This is a genomic window from Sorangium sp. So ce834 (assembly GCF_051521425.1).
GTDB classification, from domain to species: Bacteria; Myxococcota_A; Polyangia; order Polyangiales; family Polyangiaceae; genus Sorangium; species Sorangium cellulosum_D.
Genome location: NZ_CP150351.1, coordinates 11,427,815 through 11,444,069 on the forward strand (window position 1 = coordinate 11,427,815; position 16,255 = coordinate 11,444,069).

Annotated in this window: 11 protein-coding genes and 1 pseudogene; 4 read left to right on the forward strand and 8 right to left on the reverse strand. The window is 69.5% G+C overall.

Annotated features, from left to right (window positions below; all coding sequences use genetic code 11):
* Nucleotides 1-3,047 precede the first annotated feature (3,047 nt).
* The 8 genes from WMF20_RS42005 to kduI all read right to left on the reverse strand — a co-directional run bounded on the left by WMF20_RS42005 (nucleotide 3,048) and on the right by kduI (nucleotide 13,571).
* Nucleotides 3,048-3,935, reverse strand: coding sequence for an ABC transporter ATP-binding protein (locus tag WMF20_RS42005; RefSeq protein ID WP_437607286.1), 888 nt, complete (start codon nucleotides 3,933-3,935; stop codon nucleotides 3,048-3,050).
* Nucleotides 3,936-3,956: 21 nt separating this feature from the next.
* A complete protein-coding gene (locus WMF20_RS42010) occupies nucleotides 3,957-5,189 on the reverse strand; it encodes a hypothetical protein (protein ID WP_437607287.1) in 1,233 nt (410 codons plus the stop codon).
* Nucleotides 5,190-5,304: 115 nt separating this feature from the next.
* A complete protein-coding gene (locus tag WMF20_RS42015) occupies nucleotides 5,305-6,261 on the reverse strand; it encodes an energy transducer TonB (RefSeq protein WP_437607288.1) in 957 nt (318 codons plus the stop codon).
* The gene (locus WMF20_RS42020) at nucleotides 6,254-6,709 is read right to left on the reverse strand and encodes an ExbD/TolR family protein (RefSeq protein WP_437607289.1); all 456 of its coding nucleotides are present in this window, start codon (nucleotides 6,707-6,709) and stop codon (nucleotides 6,254-6,256) included. The genes WMF20_RS42015 and WMF20_RS42020 overlap by 8 nt, the downstream gene beginning before the upstream one ends.
* A gap of 2 nt (nucleotides 6,710-6,711) precedes the next feature.
* Complete coding sequence (locus tag WMF20_RS42025; RefSeq protein WP_437607290.1) at nucleotides 6,712-7,467, reverse strand: MotA/TolQ/ExbB proton channel family protein; 756 nt, start codon at nucleotides 7,465-7,467, stop codon at nucleotides 6,712-6,714.
* Nucleotides 7,468-7,543: 76 nt separating this feature from the next.
* Nucleotides 7,544-10,288 (reverse strand): TonB-dependent siderophore myxochelin receptor MxcH, encoded by a 2,745-nt coding sequence (mxcH, locus tag WMF20_RS42030; protein ID WP_437607291.1) that lies wholly within the window; start codon nucleotides 10,286-10,288, stop codon nucleotides 7,544-7,546.
* A gap of 306 nt (nucleotides 10,289-10,594) precedes the next feature.
* Nucleotides 10,595-11,986: an MATE family efflux transporter gene (locus WMF20_RS42035; protein ID WP_437607292.1), complete on the reverse strand. Its 1,392-nt coding sequence runs from the start codon at nucleotides 11,984-11,986 to the stop codon at nucleotides 10,595-10,597.
* A gap of 739 nt (nucleotides 11,987-12,725) precedes the next feature.
* Nucleotides 12,726-13,571, reverse strand: a complete 846-nt coding sequence (gene kduI, locus WMF20_RS42040) for a 5-dehydro-4-deoxy-D-glucuronate isomerase (protein ID WP_437607293.1) — start codon at nucleotides 13,569-13,571, stop codon at nucleotides 12,726-12,728.
* Between the two features lie 448 nt (nucleotides 13,572-14,019).
* On the opposite strand from kduI, the gene WMF20_RS42045 reads away from it, so the two are divergent.
* From WMF20_RS42045 to WMF20_RS42060, 4 genes and pseudogenes are all read left to right on the forward strand, one after another.
* On the forward strand, nucleotides 14,020-14,385 hold the full coding sequence (locus WMF20_RS42045) for a hypothetical protein (protein ID WP_437607294.1): 366 nt from the start codon (nucleotides 14,020-14,022) through the stop codon (nucleotides 14,383-14,385).
* Between the two features lie 608 nt (nucleotides 14,386-14,993).
* On the forward strand, nucleotides 14,994-15,542 hold the full coding sequence (locus tag WMF20_RS42050; protein ID WP_437607295.1) for a hypothetical protein: 549 nt from the start codon (nucleotides 14,994-14,996) through the stop codon (nucleotides 15,540-15,542).
* 53 nt (nucleotides 15,543-15,595) lie between these two features.
* A pseudogene (locus WMF20_RS42055) lies at nucleotides 15,596-15,904 on the forward strand (transposase zinc-binding domain-containing protein); the annotation flags it as partial.
* A gap of 46 nt (nucleotides 15,905-15,950) precedes the next feature.
* A complete protein-coding gene (locus WMF20_RS42060; RefSeq protein WP_437617267.1) occupies nucleotides 15,951-16,211 on the forward strand; it encodes a hypothetical protein in 261 nt (86 codons plus the stop codon).
* Nucleotides 16,212-16,255 lie beyond the last annotated feature (44 nt).

Sequence of the window (16,255 nt, forward strand, 5' to 3'; positions counted from 1 at the left end):
CATGTCGGCGACTTGCGTGGCCGCGCGCAGCGCCTCGGCCTGTCCGACGGCCTGCGCCCACGCGAGGGTCTCCAGCGGGGCATAGGCCGCGACCCAGCTGGCGGCGCCGTCATCGGCCACACCCGACACGGGCGCGTCGACGGCGCCGAGCGCATCGACGACGTCATCGCTGCGGCGCTCCAGGAGCGAGAGCCAGGCGTCGCTGCCATCGGACCACCGCACGCACTCGAGCCCGACCCATCCCGCGACGCCATCGACGAGCCACCGCGAACCCGGCTCCGCGCGCAGATCGGCGCGGTCCGCGAGCCATCGCGCGGCGAGCGCCTCGGCCACGGCGGCGCGTCGCTTCAGGCGTCCGACGCCGGAGGAGCCCACGTCCCAGCCGTCCCCTTCCGGCAGCCACAGGACCGCGCCGTGCACCCGGATGGCGCCGAGATCGCGAGGCGCCTGCACGACCGTCGTCACCTCCGGGATGGCCCCCAGCCGCGCGCGGACGCACTCGCCCATCTTCTCGAGGTCCTCCAGGACCTCGCGCGCCGTATCGGAGCGGGTCGGGCCATGCCACGCCGTGACGCCCTCTTGCCGCAGCTGCCTCAGCTCCGCGCCCCTGGGCAGCCACGCCACCGCGAAGTCGAGGCTTTGCGTCGTACTCCCCTCGGCAGGCGTGCTCATCCCCTCCTCGGAGAGCGACACCGACCAGCGCCACCGACCCGCCGGCGCCACGGCGAGGGTTGGTACGAGCGCCTTCTCGTCGAGCGGGTCGGGGCGCTCCGCCAAGCCCAGCTCGCGGCGTGTCGACGGCGATCGCAGCGCTCGCTCGCCGTCGTGGCCGAGCCGCGGAAGGAGATCGACCGCGCGTGCCCACACGCCAGAGCCGTCGAGCCACGGCGCCTGACCCTCTTCGAACCAGCTGGGAGACGCTATCGCGATCTCGAGCTCGACGTTGCACCCGCTCTGCGCGCAGCTGCCGAGGTCGACCATGAAGTGCTCGTCGGCCGTGACGACCTCGCGCGGGGAACCGTCCACCTGGACGCTCTCCACGTCCATTCCGGTGCGCAGGCTCCCGTGCAGCTTCTGCGCGCCGGCCCGCACGCCCCGCAGCTTCCAGAGGACGCGGGCCGCGCGCGCGGACGGCTCGATCTTCACCTCGACCTCCCCGCCCTCCACGGAGAACGCGGACGCTTCCTTCCAGAAACGGGCCTCCCAGGCCGCGTCGGAGGCGTTCTCTTCGCTCTTCGACGCGAAGCCGCTCTGCACCACGATCTGCTCGCGCAAGACCGTCGCCGAGGAGGCGATCGCGATGAGGCTGAGAGCCGCCAGCGCGCCCGCGCCCTGGGCGAGCTGCTGCGCTGCCCCGCGCCATCGCTCGACCATCGTCAGCGCCGTGCCGCGCGGATAGGCGAGCCACGCCAACGCGACGGCGAGGCCGACGCAGCTCAGCTTCAGGATGCCCATCTCGAGCACCGGCGCGAGCCACGGCGACCAGCCGGCGAGCTCGGAGAGGGCAACATGCACCGGGATCCCAACCTGCGCGGGTGGATAGGAGACGATGTCGATCTCGTGATTCACGAGCGCGATGAACGCGACCAGCATCGACGCGGCGTATGCGGTACCGGACGAACGGACGAGGGCGTGGACGAGGAACGTGATCGCGCCGAGTTCCAGCAAGGCCGGCGCAGCGACCAGCACGTTCACGAGCAGCGCATCCCACGGCTCGAAGCTGGCAGGCACGGTGAGGCCTGTCACGATCCACGCCGAGAGCGTCGGCGTCAGGGCCATGATCAGCGTCAGCGCGAGGGCCGCGACGGCGCGGCCGAGCACGCGCGTGCCGAGGGGTGCCGGCGTGGCGTCGATCATCTCGTTGAACCCGGACTGCTGGTCTCGACGAGCGAGCGCCCCCACGAACCCCGCCACGGCGAACACGGAGAACACGTAGCAGAGGCGGATGAGGAACGGCGCGAGCAGCGCAGGCCGTGGGACCAGCGGCCCCTCGGCGTGCCCGATCACGTGGTAGAAGGCGCCTGCCACGTTCATGAGGGTCCAGAGCGCGACCCCGACACGAAACGCCCACCCTCGGGTCGTCAGCGCCAGGTGCCAGCGAGCCTCCGACAGCGTCGCGCGCAGCCATGAAGGCGTCGTGATCGGCGGCAGAGCTGCGGCGACGGGCGCGGGGCCACGGGAGGGCTCCTCGCGGCTGGGCGACGGCTTGCCGGCCCGCTCGAGGACGAGCGCTTCGCGCCGCTGCCGCACGAGCGCGAACGCCAGGATCGCGAGGGGGACCAGGGTCCAGAGGAGCCGATTGATGAGGAGCGGCGCGGTCATGGCCAGCTGCGCCGTCGCCTTTTCGTGCGGCGTCCAGCGCTTCGTCTGCGCCTCCGCCTCCCCGAAGCCGCTCGCATCGACCACCGTCGCGATGTCCGTGTGGAGATCGCCGCCCCGCAGGACGATCATGGCCGCCATCCAGATCAAGATGACCACCGCGGCCACGGCGAACGGGCCGGCCGTGCTCCGGGTCCGCAGCGCCGCGGTGAGGTAGAGCGCCCCGAGGCCGATGGCGGACGGCACAACGAACAGCGCCCACGACGACGCGATCGCAAGGACCGGCGTGGGGCCGACGGCTTCCGGTGGGAACACCCCGATCGCGGCGAGCGCGGGGACGAGCAGAAAGCCGATCGAGCTCGACGACCCCAGGATGCAAGCGAGCCCGACGGCGCCGACGTAGCGCGCGATCAAGAGCCCGCGGAGCGACACGGGCGCGGAGAGCACCAGCTCGTGGAGCCCTGCCGCTCGATCCCGCGTGACGACCTGCGCGAACACCCACGCCCACGCGAAGATGAGCCAGAACGACTGCCCGGAGGTCATCAGGAAGACCACGTGCGGGCTGTTGCGCGCGACGTCTGCCCCGCCCATGCCGCGCAGGTACTCCGCGCTCGAGAGCATGATGAACAGGTAGCCCACGAGGCCGGCAAACATGAGCGGGACGAGCGAGGTACGCAGCCCCGCCCAGAGCTCGTGCCACGCCTCGACAGCGTAGACGCGCGCCGAGCTCATGCGGCCTCCGCCTGCCGCGATTCGGCCAGCAGGTAATGGTAGGCGTCGTCGAGCTTGGGCGCATGAGCCACGAACCCGTCGCCGGGCGACGCATCGCGCACCACGACGGCGCGGGTGCCGCTCGGCGTGGGCATGACGTTCAGCGCGCCCTCGGGGATCGGCTCGCCCCGCGCGTACGTCCGGGTCCACAGGCGACCTGCGAGCGGCGCGGTCAACTCGGCGGGCGTCCCTTCGGCGACCACCCGCCCCCGGTTGACGATCGACAGCCTCCCGCAGAGGTTCTCCACGTCGTCCACGATGTGCGTCGAGAGCAGCACCACGGCCTCCGCGGCGACCTCCGCGAGCACGCGATGAAAGTGGTTGCGCTCGGCCGGATCGAGGCCGGCGGTCGGCTCGTCCACGATGAGGAGCTGCGGAGACCCGACGAGCGCGAGCGCGATGCCGAACCGCCGCAGCATGCCCCCGGAGTAGGTCGCGACCTCGCGGTGGCCGACGTCGCTCAGGTTGACGCGCGCGAGCAGCGTCGAGATCTCCGCGTCGCGCTCGCGGCGGTCCGTGCGCCCCTTCAGCCAGGCGAAGCGCTCGAGCAGAGACCGCCCCGTCACCCCCGGGTACGCGCCGATCTGCTGCGGGAGGTACCCGAGGCGGCGGCGGAGGCGGTCGGGAGACGCAATGACGTCGATCCCGTTGAACGTGATCGTCCCCGCGTCCGGCGTCTGGAGCGTGGCGAGGGTGCGCATCAGCGTGCTCTTGCCCGCGCCGTTCGGGCCGAGGAGCCCGTAGAGCCCTGGTCCGACGCTCAAGTCGACGCCGTTCAGCGCTCGAACGCCGTTGGCGTAGGTCTTCGTCAAGCCCTTCACAACCAGTCCGCTCGGGTCTGACATCGGATCTCTCCCGGTCTCGGTTCAGCGTATGCGCAGGACGCCCCACGTGGCGCCGGGCATGGTCAGGGCGCGCGCGGGCGCGCCGTCCCCGGTCGTCCTCACCAGCGTGGTCGTGCCGAAACCTGCGGATGACTCGTTCTCGTAGGCGTGCTCTTCCACCTCGAACACCTTGATGCCACCCGCGAACGGCTGGCGATCGGTGAGCTCGGCCGTCGTCGGGTCGTCGAGCTCGATGCGCCACGTCTGCCACGCCGGCGCCGCGTACGCCTCCAGATGGGTGGCGCCGGCGCCGGGCGAGTAGATGTCGGCGTCCAGCACGCGCAGGTACGCCGCGCCGTCGGAGCCCGGCACCAGTCCGCCGGTCGGGGCGCCCGTCACGTCGTTGAGCGCCACCACGGCCGTATCGAGCTCTTCCTCGCCCGCGGCCATGCGCGCCATGCACGGCGCTGGAGACCTCTCCGGATCGGTCATGTAGATCGACGCGACGTACGGATCGGACGCGAAATGGATGTCCCCGTTGGGCGCCTTCACCGTGTAGTAAAGGCCTCCGCAAGGGGCGCCTTTCACCTCGAACGTGCCGTCTTTCGGATCGAAGAAGAGGATCTTCGACTCGCTGGCCACGCGGTCGTACGCCGCGCTCGTGCCGTAGAGCGGAGCGACGAGCCGGCCGCCGTGCTCGCGAAAGTCGGGCTCTCCCAGGAACGTGTAGTCCGCCGCGTCGATCAGCGCGTCGGACACGTCGATGCTCCGGGTGATCTCCATGGCAGCGAGATCGATCTCGATCACCTGCGCCGAGGTGAGATCGAAGAGAAAGCCCCGGTCGGGGCCGTCGAAGACCATCCTCTCCCCGACGAGGAAGGAGATCCCGGCTCCCCTCAGCCCGAGCCGCTCTTCGAGCTCCGGTTTGCCGCCGACCAATCGATATCTCGATACGGTGAGCTCTTCGGAGCTGACGACATAGAAGACCTCGGTTCGCGGGACCCCCCAGATAGAGCCGCTTCCAGGGATCTCGAGGGCCTCGTCCAGGTCGACGGACCCTTGGTTCACGTCGTCCACCACCCAGACGAACATGGTGGTGTTCGAGAAATCACTGTTCTCGACGCGGCTGACGACGGCATAGCGGGGACCACCGTCGTCCACGTCACCGGCGCCGCTCTCCCCGGGGTCGCTGCCGCAGCCTGCCGCGAGCGGCAGGCACAAGAGCCACGACGCCGCGAGCGGCCATCGGGCGCCCCGCTTCCGGACGCGATCCATCGAGCGTCGCCCCCTCTCATCGCGCGGGGTGCTGGGGCGTGCGGCGGCCTCGACCTGAGGGAGCCTGGTACCTGAAGAGCTCATGTGTTCCTTCCTTGTCTCGCGTCGTGCTTCCCTAGGGCTCGCGTGTGGCTCGCGGATGTCGCGTGAACAGGACGTGGATGGGCGGCGACGTCGCGGTGATGGGTTGCCCCTCGTCGTCCGCCGCGGGCACGAAGCGCTGCTTGCGGGCGCACGCGAGCGACATCTGGCCGAAGCCATACCCCGGATCCGAGAGGAGCTCCGCCGAGGCGACGGTGCCGTCGGCGCGAACGACCGTGCGAATCACGACCGTCTGTTCGTCGACCGAGAGCGCGTCGGCTTCGCGCGGCCAGGGGCACCTCCACTCCCGCACGGGCTGCCCGACGGGCCTCGCGCGCGAGGGGCGCCCCTGCGGACGCCCAGGAGGAGCGCTTCGGTCCACACGCGACGCATGCACCGCTTGCGCGCTCGTCCCCGCCGAGGCGGTCACGCCCCCCGCGTAGCGCTCGCCGCCGCCGACGGGCATGTCGAACCCCGTGAAATCGAGCGGCGCACCGGCGCTCTCCGCCAGGACGACCTGCCCTGCCTGCGCGGGGGGCGCCGCCTGCGCGGGCGCCTTCGGTGCGGCGGGTGCCTCGGGCCCCCGAGCAGCGGCTGCGCGCGCGGGCGCGCGCAGCCGCTGCTCGGGGGCCCTGGGCGCCGGAGCTTCCTCGACCGGCGAGGGGCTCGGCGGCGACGGAGGCGGGGCCAGATCGACGACGTGCTCCACCTGGAGCGGCGGGCGCGCCTCGATGGGAGCCGCCGCCTCGCCGTCCGGTCCCCAGCCGAGCGCGATCATCCCGACCGTGCCCTGCATGACGGCTGCAGGCATCAGCGCGAGCACGAGCGCGCGGACCGATTGTTCCTGGACGGCCCCGAGGATGATCCCGGCCGTGCTGTCCGCCGCGAACACACCGGCTCGGGCGCTCGCGCGCCGGGGCGGAGCGTGGGCGCGCGCCGCGTCGAGGACGATGCCGGCGATGCTCTCGGGGTGGAATCTCGGTTCAGTCATGGTGACCGCTCCTCTCCGCGGTACGAGGCTCGGCCTCGGGGCGGACGGCGCCGAACGCGACGCGCACGATCCCTGCCGCTTTCAGCGTGTCGAGCACCGTCATCACGCGCCCGTGCGGGACGACGCGATCCGCCTGGATCACGGCCCGGAGCTGCGGATCGCGCGAGAAGGCCGCCGCCGCGCGCTCGCGGAGCGCCGCGTCGTCGATCGCGGCGCCGTCGATCTGCACGGGCCCCTCCGCGGGCACCACCACGGACAGCACCGTCTGGAGCTCTTCGCTCTGCGACGCTTGCGGCAGATCCAGCGGGACGGCAGGCGCGACGACGATCTTGGCGGTGACGATGAAGATGATCAACAGGACCAGCGTGATGTCGACGAGCGGCGTCACGTTGATGCCTTCGATGATCCCGCCGCGGCGGGACCTCGCGCTCGGCCCGGCGCTCGCCATGGCTAGGCCGCCTCCGGGCGGGGCGCCTCGCCGTTCGTCGGCTTGTGGATCGCCGCTCCACGATGCACCGCGTGCACGGGCTCGACGGGGAGAGGCTGGGCAGCCTCTCCGGTCGCCAGGTAGGCGAGCACCAGGTTCGAGAGCGTCTCGGCGTCGTCGAGCATCGCGGCGATCCGGCGCTGCAGGTAGTTGTAAGCGGCGACGGCCGGCAGCGCGACGCCGATGCCCACGGCCGTCGCCACGAGCGCTTCCGCGATCGCCGCCATGACCGCGGCGGAGGCGACCTGGCTCGCGGCCCCGGCGCCCGCGGTCCCCGTGGCCTGACCCAGCTGCTCGAACGCCAGGATCACGCCGATGACGGTGCCGAAGAGGCCGACGAAGGGCGCGTTGTTACCCAGGGTACCGAGGTACGCGAGCCGAGCCTCGAGCGCCTTCCGCTCGGCGGAAATCGCGCTCTGCATCCCCTTGTCCGCCGCGGCCGAGCCGCGCTGCGCGAGCCTCAGCCCCGCGCGGGCGACGATCGCCCCGACCGACCTCATCGGCCGGAGCGCGTCGAGCGCCGCGCCGATCGAGCCGTTCGACAGGTGGGCGTCGAGCTCGGCGGCGAGCGCTCGCACGTCGTCGTCCTTGGAGCGGAAGTAGAGCCAGCGCTCGACCGCGATGGCGATGCTGCCGGCCGAGAGCGCAAACAGGAGCCACAGGACCCAGGATGCGCCGGACTGAACGAGCAGGTTCTTGACGGCTACAACGGTGTGCATCTCATCTCCTCAGTGGCGTGGCGGTGATTTGTTCATTCGTCGTGTGTCCGTTCGCCCCCTGACCTGCCTCTCAAGCTCAAAGCTCCGCTGTGACCTTGATGTAGAAGCTCCTTCCCGGGCGCTGAGTACCGAAGTAGTCGAACACAGGCTCGTCCGTGAGGTTCTGCACCTCGAGCATCGTGCTCATGCGCGCCTGTCCGTTCCCGACGACGTATCCGAGCCCCGCCGAGTGCACGAGCTGCGAGGGGATGACCTGCTTGGAGTCGCGCCGGCCGAGGCTTTCCCAGGTGCGGAAGTACTCGTGTACGTAGCGGCCGTTCCAGGTGAGCGCGACCTCGTCCTCGGGGGCGAAGACGCGACGAAACTGCAGGCGCGCGGTGCCGTTGGCGAAGAGGTACGGGCGGTTCGGGATGCGATCTCCCTCGACGTCGTCGAACGTCCCCTCGCTCGAGGTGTTGCGGAAGTCGACATAGGTGACGTTGCCGTCGAGAGCGAGGTGCTCCCCGGGCGAGGTCCATCCGACCGAGCCTTCGACGCCGACCGACCGTGCGCCGAAGACGTTCTGGTAGCTCTGCACGCGATCGTTGCCGAGGAGCACGATCAGCTGGTCCGCCGCGCGCAGGAAGCCGTTGCCCGTCGCGCGGAGGGCCCCCGCCGGCGTCTCGCGGGCATCGAGGGTGAGCCCGAGGTTCACGTTGTGGCTGGTCTCGGGCTCGAGCGCGAGGTTGGCGGCGATGAACGTGTTGTCGCCGAAGACCTCGTCAGCGCTGGGCAGCCGCGTCGCCCACTCGTACGAGGCCTTCCCGTAGAGCCAGGGCGTGAACCTGTACCGGAGCCCGTCGCCCACGCCGAGGCGATGGGTGCTCCGGTCGCGGCCGCGATGGGTGTCCGGGCTCTCGCTCCCGATGACCTGCACGTACTGCTTGACGAACAAGAGGTTCTCGAGCCGGTCTTCGAAGAGGTCGAGGTCGTGCTCCAGGCCGTTCACCAGCGTGAGCAGGTCCCGGCGGTCGGCGAGCGGATCGGGGCTATGTGGGTCGCTTTGCCGGCGCTCATCGCCCGTCCGTGTCACGTAGGTCGGCGCGACGGACAGGCGGACGGCGTGCGACGGCTGGATGCGCCATTCCACGTTGAGGCGCGCGAAGGCGGAGTGGTCCCAGAAGACCTGGTCGTGGGGGACAACGTCCGTCTCGCCAGGCCCGCTGCCCTCGGGGTCGCAGCGTCCCATCCAGTCGTAGTCGCAGCTCGCGACGTCGAGGAAGCGCCCTCGGACGTACGCATAGCCGCCCACCGCGTCGAGCGACACGCCGCGCCCCAGCGGCTGTTCGTAACGAAGGCTCGCGCCCGCCGAGGTCTCCCCGTACGTCACGCCGCCGTACGGGACCCTCATGACGAGCCTGTGCTGGTACTCCTTGTCATAGTCGGTCACGAAGGCGCGCAGGCGCAAGCGTCGCGCCCACGGCCGCTCGACGACCCCGATCTCCACGTGGCCTCCCGCGCTGCGATACGCGTCGTGAAAGCGGTAGACGCGCGCCGGCGAGAAACGCCCGCGCGCGTCCTCGACCTCGATATCGACGGGGTAGTCGTTCTTCGCGTAGTCGAAGAACCCGCTCGCGCGGGCGAACACGCCGCTCGGCCTGTGCAGGTAGCTGCCAGCGAGCGCCGCCCGGTGCGTGTCGAACGAGCCCACCTCGTACGACGCCCCGGCGCGCGATTCACAGAGGTCCTGATCGGTGATCAGGTTGACCGCCCCGCCGAGGGCGTCGGCCCCGAAGCGCACCGGGACCACGCCGCTGTAGATCTCGACGCGCTCGACGAGGCCTACCGGCACGTTCGAGATGCCGAACGGGTAGCCGGCGAGCTCGAGCGGCACGCCGTCGAGGAAGAACCGCACCTGGTCGTCCGTGAGGCCGTTCAGCGAGAAGCGCGTGGCCGAGCCGAGGCCTCCCTCGCGGCGCACGCCGATCCCCTGCGTGCGCGCGAGCACCTCGCCCATGTCCGAGGTCTCGCGCTTGACGCGGTCCGTCTCGACGACCGTCACGGCCTCGGCCGATTGCCGGCGCCGCTCGGCTTCCGACGGCCCACGCACGGTCACCTCGATCGGAGCCGCCTCGCCAGTTTGCACGAGCCGCAAGGCGATCTCGGCGACGCGCGCTTCGGCGATCTCGGTCTCGACCTCCGCCCGGCCGATGCCGCTCGCCTCGACGGTGACGACGCAGGGCCCGGGCGCGAGGCCCTCGATCTGGAAGCGGCCCTCGCCGTCGGTGCGCGTTCGCTGGGTCGAGCCGTCGTGGTGCCGCACCAGCACCTCCGCGCCGGCGACGCCGATCGAGCTCGCGCCGGGCAAGAGCACGCGCCCGCGGAGCGCGCCGCTCGCAGGGGGCTTCGGGCGGCGAAACTCGTACGCGTAGAGGATCCGAGAGGCGACCGGCGTGTCCCCTCGTCGAGCGGGCGAAAACGCGAAGCGCAGCGCTGCGGCCTGGGCCGCCTCGTCGAGGCCGTGCCCCGCGGCCTGCTCCACGTCGGCCGCCGAGACCCGCCCGTCCGCCTCGATGGTGAGCCTCAGCACGACGGTGCCCTCCAGGCCCTGCGCGAGCGCCGCTGCCGGGTAGTCGGCCTCGACGAACGAGAGGAGGACCGGCGGGTGATTCTCTGGAGCCTGAGCGGATTCGGGGGGGGCGGCCGGAGGCGCTTCGCCGTTCGGCGCGGCATCCCTGGGCGCCTCCGCCGGCGAACCCGTGCCGGCGTCCTGCGCGAACGCGACCCCGCCCGCGAGCAGAGCGCCGGCCGCGACGAGCGCGGCGAAGGCGCCGACGCTCATCCGCACCCTGGACGGGAGCGCTGAGCCTCGATGCGCGGGAGCCGTGGCGGTCACATCGCGGCATCTATAACAACCCAGGATCTATTGCAAGTCTTTTGCATTTGAACACAGGATGCCGTCCATGGCGACGGGCGCGGCGATCCGCGCGGGCATTCTGGCCGGGCAAGGGGAAATGGAGATCGCGCGCGGGAATGACGCCGCGCGCGTCGGTCGGTGCGTGCTGCCGCCGGACGATGGCCGACGATCGCCGCCTGCCGGCGTGGCGCGGAGCCAGCGCGTCGTCCGGCGGGGCTGGGGAGGCGGGGCTCAGCTGGCGGGCGCTTCGCTGAGCGCGGCGCTCGTCTCCACGTCGCGCCCGCCGAGCCTGCGAAGCTCCCGGTTCACCAGGACGAGCACGAGGACGAACATCGCCAGGTCGATCGCGGTGGCCCCCCAGTAGACCCCGCTCACCCCGGTGAGCCTCGGGAGGAGCCACATCACGGGGAGGTAGAGCACCACCTGCCTCAGCAGGGCGACCACGCTCGCGAGCTTCGCCCGCTCCAGGCAGGGGAACAGCACCAGCGCGTTGAAGACGTACGGCAGGAAGGGCAGGACGAGGATATAGATCCGAAAATCAAGCAGCTGCTGCGCGGTGAACTCGTACCCAGGCAGCAGGAAGCTGAGGACGGCGCTCGGGGCGACCATCATCGCGAGCCAGAACGGCAGGACGAACGCGACGCCGACGAGCCCGAACAGGCTGAAGGCCCGCTTCACCCTGGTGTAGCGCTGTGCCCCGTAGTTGATCCCTTCCACCGGCTGCAAGGCGCGCATCAACCCGAACAGAGGGGTCAGCATGAACAGGAAGATGCGGTTGCAGGCGGCGTAGAAGGCGACGTCGTTCTCCGTTCCATGGCTCGATACCGCGTTGTAGACCACGACGTTCTGGGCGATCCCCATGATGGTCAAGATCATGCCTGGCATGCCCAGAGAGACGATCTGCTTCCGGATCAGCGGATCGATGCGGATCGTGCGCCATGCTGTGTCGAACGAGGCGCGCCCCCTCGCGAAATACAGGAGCCCGACGATCGAGTACACGAACATCGCCGCGTTGGTGGCCCACGCCGCGCCTTGCACGCCCCAGCCGAACGTGTCGATGAACAGGGGCTTCAGGGCGACATCCACCAGCAAGCCGAGGGAGATCATCCAGGCCGCCGTCTTCATCTTGCCTTCGCCGCGCACCGTCATGTTCACGGCCAGGCCGTGCACCCAGAACACCGAGCCGAGCGCCGTCACCTTGAAGTACTCGGTGCCGTACGCGAGGATCTCCCCGGTGCCGCCCATCATGCGCACCATCGGCTCTGCGAGGACGTAGGCGAGCAAGGTGTAAGGCAAGCTGAGGAGCAGCGACAGCCCGTTCACGCTCCCCAGCAGGTGGTTGAGCTTGCTCCTGTCGCCGGCGCCCAGGTAAATGCTCAAGGCCGTGCCCGCGCCGGTCCCCACCAGGCTGCCGAGACCGAGCGTGATCTGGGACAAGGGATAGGCGATACCGACGCCGGCCAGGGCGCTCTTGTTCATCAGCTGGCCCACGAACACGGCGTCCAGAAAGGCGTTGAGCCCGTAGAGGACCATGGCGAGCACCGCCGGCCACGAGAGCTCCCACATCACTCTGGTCAGATTTCCTTCGAGGATGAACTGCTTCTGCGTGTCTCTATCGCTCATGGCACAGATCTCCGTCGATTCGATGTCATCGACTCCATGCGGCCAAAACCGCGGCGCCCCCACGCGCACGTGTACAATGCAGCTGGAAGAAATCTGTTCTCATGGCGTCCCTACATCAAGAGCGCAGACGCTGCCCGTCCGCAGGCACCATGACGCCATGGAGACCATCTCATCCGGACCGAACGCGATCCGATAGGCAGCCCACAAGGCACACCGCACCCCAGCTCCCTCCCTGTCGAGCGCTTGATGTCTCTTAGCACACGAGCCGACGCAGATGCAATTGATTTTTACTTTCATCACCGGGTCGACCGGCCTGGGGCGGCGTTTCTGCCGCGGGTGGAGGGCTTTGTCTCGCTCCGGCGACGCGCCCGGCGGCGGTCGCCAGACGCCGGCCTCATGGTCCGCGACGCGGTCGGCGGAGCGGATCACGACCGGAGAGCGGTCGAGGATCCCCGAGCGGCCCTGTGCCTGCCGCTCGGCTGCGGAGCGCGCCGGCGCCAAGCCATGGATTTGATTGAACCTTATTCGGAGCCACCGCCCGACGTGATCGAGCGCGGCGAACGGCCCGGCGCTCGGCAGGGCTGCTCGGAATGATGGAACCGCCAAGGCGCCATGAGGCGCCAAGATTTTTGTAATTTTCTTGGCGTCCTTGGTGCCTTGGCGGTTCGAGAGACCGCACCTTCAGCCGAAGCACCCCCACCACCGGCGGGCGGCGGTCAAGGGCGCGGGCTCGGGTGCCCTACTTCAGCTGACAGACGTCGAGCACGTCCATGTCGGTGTAATCGAGGTTCTCGCCGCCCATGGTCCAGATGAAGCCGTAGTTCGAGGTGCCCACGCCCATGTGGATGGACCACGGCGGCGAGATCACCGCCTCGCCGTCGCCGACCACGAGGTGGCGCATGGCGTCGGGCTGGCCCATGAAGTGGAATACCCGATTGTCGCCGGTCAGGCCGAAATAGAGATAGATCTCCGAGCGGCGGTCGTGCAGGTGCGGCGGCATGGTGTTCCAGACGCTGCCCGGCTTGAGGAAGGTCACGCCGAGGAGCAGCTGCGCCGACTGGCACACGCCCGGGATGATGTATTGATAGATGGTGCGCTCGTTGGACTGCTCGGGCGACCCGCGCTCCAGGGGCTTGGCCTGCTCGATCGAGATCTTGGTCACCGGAAAGGCGGTGTGGGCCGGCAGGCTGGCCAGGTAGAACTTGGCCGGCGCGGCGGCGTCCGCGCTGTCGAAGGTCACGTCGGTCGAGCCCATGGGCACGTAGAGCCCGTCGCGGGGCTTCAGGTCGTAGGCCTTGCCGTCGACGGTGACGCGGCCGGCGCCGCCCACGTTGACGATCCCGACCTCGCGGCGCTCGAGGAAAGGACGGCCCTTGGCGCTCTTGGGCTCGGTCTGAACCGGTAGCGCCAGGGTCTCCTTCGTGGGCGTGGCGCCGCCGATCACGAAGCGCTCGTTGTGGGAGTAGCTCAGCCGGGTATGGCCGGGAGCGAACAGGCCTTGCACGAGATATCGGTCGCGGAGCGTCTGGTTGTCCGCGCCCGTCATCATGTCCGGGTGCGTGGCTTGGTAAGTCTTGTTGAACATGATCCATCCTTGAGGCGCGCCGCGCCACGGGAGCCGAGGGCGCGAGCGCCGGGAGCGCGCGAGGAGCCGGAGGCTGGATGGCGTGGCAGGAGCCGTCCCGGGCCCCCGCTCACGACGTCGGTCGCCGCGCGGCCCGATGCACAGGACGTTCCAGCGCTGTGCCACGCGCCGGATCGATGGGAGGAAACACGCGACGGCTGTCGCGTTGCGATAATTTTCCGCCCATGGCAGCGAAAGCCGGGGCGTGCTGTCAACCGCGGCTTGCGCCGGTTGACAGGCGCGGTTGACGACCCGCGCGCTTCGAGGCGCGAGAGATCACGGCAGCGGCACCGAAGAGCCCGGTGCCGAGGGCGACCCCGGGGCTCCGGCGCCGCGCTGCGACGACGATCCACGGTCCGGCGCCCCGCGCCGTGGTACATCTACGAGCACATCTTGAAAGGAGCGCGCAATGGCGAAGCTCATGGTGTACGAGACGTTCTCCAAGTCCGATATCGATGCGCTGCTCAATGCCGGCATCATCGTCAACCTCGCGTTCGACGCGTCGCACGGCAAGCAGGAGAAAACGGTCCACCTCGAGCTGCTCATCGACGCCAGCTACGAGGCGATCCAGCGGCTCAGGAGCCGTTACAACGACACGTACATCAAGCTGAAGGGCGCGCTGATGCAGGGCGAGGGCACGTACAAGCTCGAGTGCCACACCTTCGATCAGGACATCGTCGACAACTCGCCGAAATCGTACGAAATCCGCCAGAACCGCGCGATCGTGCGGCACGGCGACATCGGCACCATCATCCAGGACATCGGCTGGTGGTGAGGCGCGTGAGCGCGCCGGTGTGCTGCGCGCCCTAGTCTAGGACGGATCGTCCGCCGGGCGCGCACGCATGCCCTGCGCTGGCCGCGCGCCCACCGATACCTCGACGAACGTCCAGCCGAAGATCGTTCCAATGAGCGGCCCTGGAAGCGGATAACGCTTGAGAGGCGCGTTTCGAGCCGAAGCGACGCGGGCCTTTCACGACGGACCTCGATGGGTTCAACGTGCAGGCCGCGGTTCGCATCAAGGCGAACGACGACGAGGGGCGCGAACGCCTCTGCCGCTCCTGCACCCGGCCGAGCTTCGCCCTCGATCGCATCAGCCGCCCGAGGAGTTGGCAGTCGCCCGCGATGACGTCGTCCGCTGTCACCGGCGCACACTGCTGCGGCCACCGTCGCCCCCGACGAGCCAGGCGGCGCGCCGAGCCAGAGCTGCACCCAATGCACGGCGCGCGGGCCCTGCGACGGGGCGAGCGGGTATCTGATGCGCGAAAGACGGCTCTCCCGGCGCCATTCCCGCGGCGCTTGACACGGGCGAAATTTCTATGGTTTCCTAACCGCGCCGCGGGTGAACAAATCGAACTGGAAGGAATCACGAATATGTCGATCGTTATGAACACGAAGAACGGCGTTCGGATGGGGTTTGGAGCATTGGCGCTCATCGGCAGCCTGCTCGGCAGTGCGCACGACGCGAAGGCGGCCACCGTCACCATCAATGACAATCTGGAATCGGGCGGCTGGGGATTTTGGGCCAGCAATTCTGCCCAAGGTGGGGGATTTTTAACCTCCTGGAGCTCGGCCCGTTCGCCTTCGACGATAGCCTATTTGTACTATTCGCCATCGGCCGGCGCGTCCGATTGGCTGCAATTTTACAAGGGGTTTACGACGACAGTGACCCCGACGTCGTGCTCGGCCAGCGTCTGGCTGCATGGCAACGGCTTTGCCAACCATGGTACGGTCGACATGCTCGACACTACGAGTTGGACCTATATCGGTTCGACGTCGTACTCGGGCGTGGGCACTGCGGGTTGGGTCAAGTACACGGTCAACAATACTTCCGCGTGCACCAAGAACATCACGGTGCGCGTCACGATGGGGACGAGCCCGGGAGCGTGGGAGCAGGTCTACGTGGACGATGCTTCGATTAGCTGGAACTTCTGAGCGCCGCTCGAGGCACGTCGCTCGAGGCACGCCCGGAAGCGTACCTCGTCCGATTGCGTAATTTCGGCGAGCGTGGCGGGCGATGGAGAAACCATGAACTGCTACGCTGCGTTCCTGCGAGGCGTCAGCCCCGTGGACCTGAAAATGCCCGAGCTGCGAAGAAGGAGCTCGAAGCCTATCTCGATTGCGGGCTGCTCTGCGGCGGCTTCGCGCGGCTCCGGTGCGAGAGTTGCGACGAAGGCCGTCTGGTCGCCTTCAGCTGTAAGGGGCGCGGTTTCTGGCCGTCGTGCCTGGGCCGGTGCATGTGTGCCACGGCGGCGAACCTGACCGAGGACGAGCTGCCCGGGGTCGCGCTGAGGCAGCGGGTGCTGACGTTTCCGTTCCCGTGGCGGCGCAGCAGTCCCGGCGGTGGAGAGCCTCCCGAGGAACGCCCTGTTCGCCCTCCGCGCGGGAACCATCGAGGCGCTCGGCAGCTGCCCTCCGGGTCCGAAGAGCGCGCGTGTCACGCTCGAGACCACGGTGGACGAGGTGGTCGACGTCCCCGCGGTCAGGCTCGCGGGGAGCCATGCCGCGGCGGAGCGCCGGTGCCTCGGCGAGGCCGCGTGGTCGCTCGCGCTCCCGGGGGAGTTCAGCGAGCAGCTCGCCAGCGATGAGGAGGTCTCTCGCTGAACGACGGGAGGGGGTGGCACCGCGCTCGCGCACCTCCAGGCGCT